The sequence below is a fragment of the Kitasatospora sp. NPDC056800 genome, assembly GCF_042789775.1.
In the GTDB taxonomy this organism is placed as follows: domain Bacteria; phylum Actinomycetota; class Actinomycetes; order Streptomycetales; family Streptomycetaceae; genus Kitasatospora.
This window is the reverse complement of sequence record NZ_JBHUAL010000348.1, coordinates 1-4891: the sequence shown is the minus strand read 5'-3', so window position 1 is coordinate 4891 and position 4891 is coordinate 1. Positions and strand designations below refer to the sequence as shown.

4 protein-coding genes are annotated in these 4891 nt (G+C 74.8%); 2 read left to right on the top strand and 2 right to left on the bottom strand.

The features are described from left to right. The first annotated feature begins 283 nt into the window (after positions 1 to 283). Entirely contained in the window at positions 284 to 1969 is a 1686-nt protein-coding gene (locus ACFRQN_RS39905) for an ArnT family glycosyltransferase (RefSeq protein WP_380745538.1), read from the top strand. 19 nt (positions 1970 to 1988) lie between these two features. Here the strand turns inward: ACFRQN_RS39905 and ACFRQN_RS39900 are convergent, their stop codons facing one another. Continuing rightward, positions 1989 to 2483 (bottom strand): GNAT family N-acetyltransferase, encoded by a 495-nt coding sequence (locus ACFRQN_RS39900; protein ID WP_049649416.1) that lies wholly within the window; start codon positions 2481 to 2483, stop codon positions 1989 to 1991. A gap of 401 nt (positions 2484 to 2884) precedes the next feature. On the opposite strand from ACFRQN_RS39900, the gene ACFRQN_RS39895 reads away from it, so the two are divergent. Next, a complete protein-coding gene (locus ACFRQN_RS39895) occupies positions 2885 to 3859 on the top strand; it encodes a helix-turn-helix domain-containing protein (protein WP_380745535.1) in 975 nt (324 codons plus the stop codon). Between the two features lie 37 nt (positions 3860 to 3896). Here the strand turns inward: ACFRQN_RS39895 and ACFRQN_RS39890 are convergent, their stop codons facing one another. Next, entirely contained in the window at positions 3897 to 4775 is an 879-nt protein-coding gene (locus ACFRQN_RS39890) for a histidine phosphatase family protein (RefSeq protein WP_117491952.1), read from the bottom strand. Between the last annotated feature and the right edge of the window lie 116 nt (positions 4776 to 4891).

The window sequence follows — 4891 nt, the reverse complement described above, 5'->3', positions numbered from 1 at the left end:
GGTGCGTGCATCGCAAGGCGGAGGAGGGAGCCACTGCGGAGCATTGGCGACCGACGACAACGCGGCGAGGTGCGTGCCCCAACGCCGCCCCGCAGACGCGAGTTCGAAGACAGGCCCTAGCACCGCCAGGGGCGGGTCCCGCGGGATCCGCCGCGGGGCCGACCGGCCCCCGTGAACGTCCGGCCGCCGCCCCCGGCAGTGTGGGGCGGCGGCCGAAGCGCGCCCCGGGGCGCGCGCTCCACGGCGCGTCCGGATGCGAAGTCCCAGATGAGGAGCAGTACTGATGAGCGCGGACGGCCGCTGGATCCGGCCCGAGTCCACCCGCAAGCCCGTCCTCGGCGGAGCCCGGCCGGGCGGGGTGGCCCTCGGCGAGCGCGGCCGGACGGGCCCCGGGCCGACGCCGGCCTCCCCGGCCGACCGGCGCCGCCGCAGGCCCGGGCCGCCCCGGGTGCCGCACCCGGCCCGGCCGGTGCTGCGGGCGGACTGGCTGCCGCTGCTGGCCGTGCTGCTGGTCCAGGCGGCGCTCTCGTACCACCTGATCCTCAGCAACACCGCCTTCATCGACGAGGGCACCTACATCTACGCGGGCTACCAGGAGATCGCGCACCTGCGGCACGGCACCCCGGTGTCGACGTACGAGACCTTCTTCTCCGGCTCCCCGCTGATCTACCCGGTGGTGGTGGCCGTCGCGGACTTCGTCGGCGGGCTGAACGGCGCCCGGCTGCTGAGCCTGGCGTTCATGCTCTCCGCCACCACGGCCGTCCACCTGGCCACCCGTCGGCTGCACGGCTCGCTCGCGGCGTTCTGCGCGGCGGCGGCCTTCGTCGCGCTCGGCCCCACCCAGTTCCTCGGCGGCCTGGCCACCTACGACGCGATGGCGCTGGCGGTCCTCGCCTGGGCCGGGTACTTCGCGGTGCGGCTGACCACGGGCGGCGGGTACCCGAGCCTGGTCGCCTCCGGGCTGCTGCTGGCCCTGGCCGGCGCCACCAAGTACGCCGCGCTGCTGTGGGTGCCGGTGGTGTGCGGCATCGCGGTGCTGGCCGGGCCGCGCGGGTCGCTGCGCAGCTGGGAGGCCTGGCGGCGCGGGCTGCTGGTGCTGCTCACCTTCGTGGTGGCGGTCGGCGCGGCGGCGCTGGCGGCCGGCGAGAAGTACGTCAACGGCTTCAACCACACCACGCTCAAGCGCGCCCCGGGCCACGACTCGTACTCCTACGTGGCCTCGGAGGCCGCCCGCTGGGTGGGTCCGCTGCTGGTGGTCGCGCTGGCCGGGGTGCTGGTGCAGCTGGTGCGGGCGCGGCGGCGCGGCGGCGAGGCCTGGCCCGAGTTCTGGCTGGCGCTGTTGCTGCTGCTGGCCGGGCTGATGGCGCCGGTGAACCAGATCCGCATCCACACCTGGCTGTCGCTGCAGAAGCACGTCGACTTCGGCGCCTGGTTCTCCTGCATCGTGGTGGGCCTGGTGCTGGCCCGTACGGCGCTGTGGCTGAAGGGCCGTCTGCACCTGGTGGCCGGGGTGGCGGCGGCCGCCCTGGTGGTCGGCCCGCTCGCCTGGGTGGGCGCGGCCCAGGGCCGGGAGATGTACGGCGAGTGGTCGAACTCGAAGGAGTTCGTCGCCGCCCTGGAGCCGTACATCGTCAAGGGCGACGACCGGTACCTGGTCGAGAACTACAACGTCCCCGCGTACTACCTGCGCAAGCAGACCACCTGGCAGCAGTGGCACGACCTGGTGGCCGTCTTCCGACGGGACCCGGCCACCGGCGAGATGCAGAACGGGGTGCCCGCGATCCAGGCCGGCATCCAGGCCCACGAGTGGAAGGTCGTGGTCCTGGACTTCACCCAGACCGGGGCCATCGACAAGGCGATCCAGCCCACCCTGAAGGCCTCCGGGTACCGGGTGGTCACCGTGGTGACGAGCGGGAAGCACGGCCGGTACACCGTCTACGTGGCGCCCGGGTACGACAAGAAGCCGTGACGGGCGCCCGGGCCGGTCGTCAGAAGGCCATGGTGTAGACCATCAGGTCCATCCCCGGGTACGGGGCCCAGTCGCGTTCGGGGGTGCGCCGGAAGCCGATGCGCTCGTAGACGCGGTGGGCGGTGGTCATCTCCGGGCGGGTGGAGAAGGCCATGCCGGCCAGGCCGAGTTCGCGGCTGCGGGTGACGGTGGCGCGGACCAGGGCCTCGCCGACGCCGCGGCCGCGGGAGGCGGCGGCGGTGGCGAGCATCCGTATCTCGCCCTCCCGCGGGGTGGCGATGTCCGCCCACTCGGTGCCGCCGACCGCGTAGGTCACGCAGCCGAGGACCCCGGCTCCGGCCGTGTCGACGGCGACCAGGAGTTCGGCCTCGCGGGCCCGTCGCTCGGCGTCGCGCAGCAGGTCGACGTAGCTGCTCGTGGGGTTGGTGAAGCCGTCGCCGACGAAGGCCTCGACGGTGATCCGGCCGGCGTCGGCGAGGTCCTCCGGGAGGGCCTGGCGGATGAGGAAGTCCATGCGGCCAGTGTGCCGGAGCCCTGGTCGGGACGGTCCTCCGGGGTCGAACGGGTCGAAGCGCTCGACGGGGCCGCCTTCGCGGCCGGGTCGGCGGTGCCGTGCAGCCGGTCGGGGCGGGCCGGGTCGGCCGGGTAGCCGCCCGGGCGGTGGTAGTTGTCGCGGCCGGCCGCCGGGCCGTGGGAGGTCTCGCGGCCGATCAGCAGGCCGAGCAGGCCGAAACCGCCGACGGCCGCGGTCATCGCGAGTGAGCCGATGAGGGTGTCGCTGTCCATGGGCACCACTGTGGCCGGGCGGCGCCGCGGCCACGAGTGGCAGGAACGACCGATCACCTCGAAATCCTGCCATCCTCCCGCCGTCCCCTTCCTTCCGCCGGGGCGGGCGCCGGGGGCATCCTGGTGGGCATGCTGAAGAACGTGGTCGCGGTGGTGCTGGAGGAGGTCCACCCCTTCGAACTGGGTGTGGCCTGCGAGGTGTTCGGCCTGGACCGCACCGCCGACGGGCTGCCGGGCTACGACTTCGCGATCGCCGGGGCCCGGCCGGGGCCGCACGCCACCCACTCCGGCTTCGCGGTGGACGTCCCGTACGGTCCCGAGCGCCTCGCCGGTGCGGACCTCGCCGTGGTCACCGCGGCGAGCATCCGCCCCGGCTACCCGGAGCCGCTGCTGGCGGCGCTGCGCGGGGTGGTCGAGGGCGGCGGCCGGGTGCTGTCCATCTGCAGCGGCGCCTTCGTGCTGGGCGCCGCCGGGCTGCTGGACGGCCGTCGTGCCGCCACGCACTGGCGGCACGGCGAGGAGCTGGCCGAGCGCTTCCCGCTGACCACGGTCGAGCCGGACGTGCTGTACGTGGACGACGACCCGGTGATCACCTCGGCCGGGACGGCGGCCGGCATCGACGCCTGTCTGCACCTGGTGCGCAAGGTGCAGGGCGCCGAGGTGGCCCGGGAGATCGCCCGCCGGATGGTGGTGGCACCGCACCGGGAGGGCGGGCAGGCCCAGTTCGTGAACCGGCCGCTGCCGGAGGCCGCCGGCGACTCGCTGGCCCCGCTGCTGGACTGGATGCGCCACCACCTGGCCGAGGAGGCCACCGTCGAGCAGCTGGCCGCCCGGGCGCACATGTCGCCGCGCACCTTCGCCCGCCGCTTCCAGCAGGAGACCGGCACCACCCCGCACCGCTGGCTGGTCGGGCAGCGGGTGCTGCTCGCCCAGCGGCTGCTGGAGTCCACCACCGAGCCGGTGGACGCGATCGCCGCCCGCTGCGGCTTCGGCAACGCGGCCGCGCTGCGGCACCACTTCGGCCGCCGGCTGGGCACCACGCCGCTGGCCTACCGACGTTGCTTCGCCGACCCGGACCTGGACCCGGACCCGAAGGCGGGCTGAGGGGCCGCAGGCTCGCACCAGCAGGTCCCGCCGGCCGTCAGTCCGTCCCGGCCGTCAGGTGCCCGACGCCGTTCCAGCCGTCCGGCCGCAGCCGCCCGTCCTGGGCCCGCCAGAGGCTGGTGGAGCAGTTGTGCACCGGCCCGAGCGCGGTGAGCTGGTCCTCGGTGAGCCGGTCCAGCGCGTAGCGGAGCATCAGCACCGTGCAGTCGTGCGCGACCAGCAGGACGGGCCGTCCGGCCTCCTCCTCGCAGAGGTCCCGCAGCAGGCTGCGCACCCGCAGGGCGACGTCGGCCCAGGACTCGCCGCCCGGCGGGCGGTAGTACAGCTCGCCCATCTTGCGCCGCCGGGCCGCCTCCTCCGGGTGCTTGGCCTCGATCGCGGCCTTCGGCAGCATCTCCAGGACGCCGAGTTCGCGGTCGCGCAGCCGCTCGTCGTACCGGACGGCGAGGGTGACCGGGACGGAGCCGAGCCCGGCGGCCTGGGCGAGCGCGATCCGGGCGGTCTCGGCGGTGCGCACGTACGGCGAGCACCAAACGCTGCGCGGGCGGTCGGCGCTGGGCAGGCCGGCCCACCAGTGGCCGAGCGCCTGGGCCTGCTGGCGGCCCTGCAGCGACAGCGGGATGTCGGCGTCGCGGCAGCTGATCGGGACGCTGAGCGCTCCGGCGGCCTCGGCCAGCTGGAACTCGACGTTGGCGGTGGACTCCCCGTGCCGGGTGGCGATCAGCACGGACGGCAGCCGGCCAGCCGCCGACGGGCGGTGGGCGGTGCCGTGCTGGCCCTGGCCGGTGGTGTGCGGCCCATGGCCGGCGGTGTGCTGACCCTGGGTGGTGCCGTGCTGGCCCTGCGCGGTGACGTGGTGGTGCTGGCCCTGCGTGGACTGGTGCTGGCCGTTGAGGGTGGTGCCGAGTTCTGCCATGGCCGCGAGCTCCCCGTGGTCGATCAGGTCCCGGCCGGATGCCGGTCCGGTCTGGTGGTGCCCGGCGTGCACGCCTGTTCATACATATGATCGCGCCGCCTTCTCCAGTGTTCACG

Bases quoted from the DNA above. Each gene is read 5' to 3' on its own strand.
- ACFRQN_RS39905 (WP_380745538.1), top strand. From the start codon at position 284: ATGAGCGCGGACGGCCGCTGGATCCGGCCCGAGTCCACCCGCAAGCCC.
- ACFRQN_RS39900 (WP_049649416.1), bottom strand. From the start codon at position 2,483: ATGGACTTCCTCATCCGCCAGGCCCTCCCGGAGGACCTCGCCGACGCC.
- ACFRQN_RS39895 (WP_380745535.1), top strand. From the start codon at position 2,885: ATGCTGAAGAACGTGGTCGCGGTGGTGCTGGAGGAGGTCCACCCCTTC.
- ACFRQN_RS39890 (WP_117491952.1), bottom strand. From the start codon at position 4,775: ATGGCAGAACTCGGCACCACCCTCAACGGCCAGCACCAGTCCACGCAG.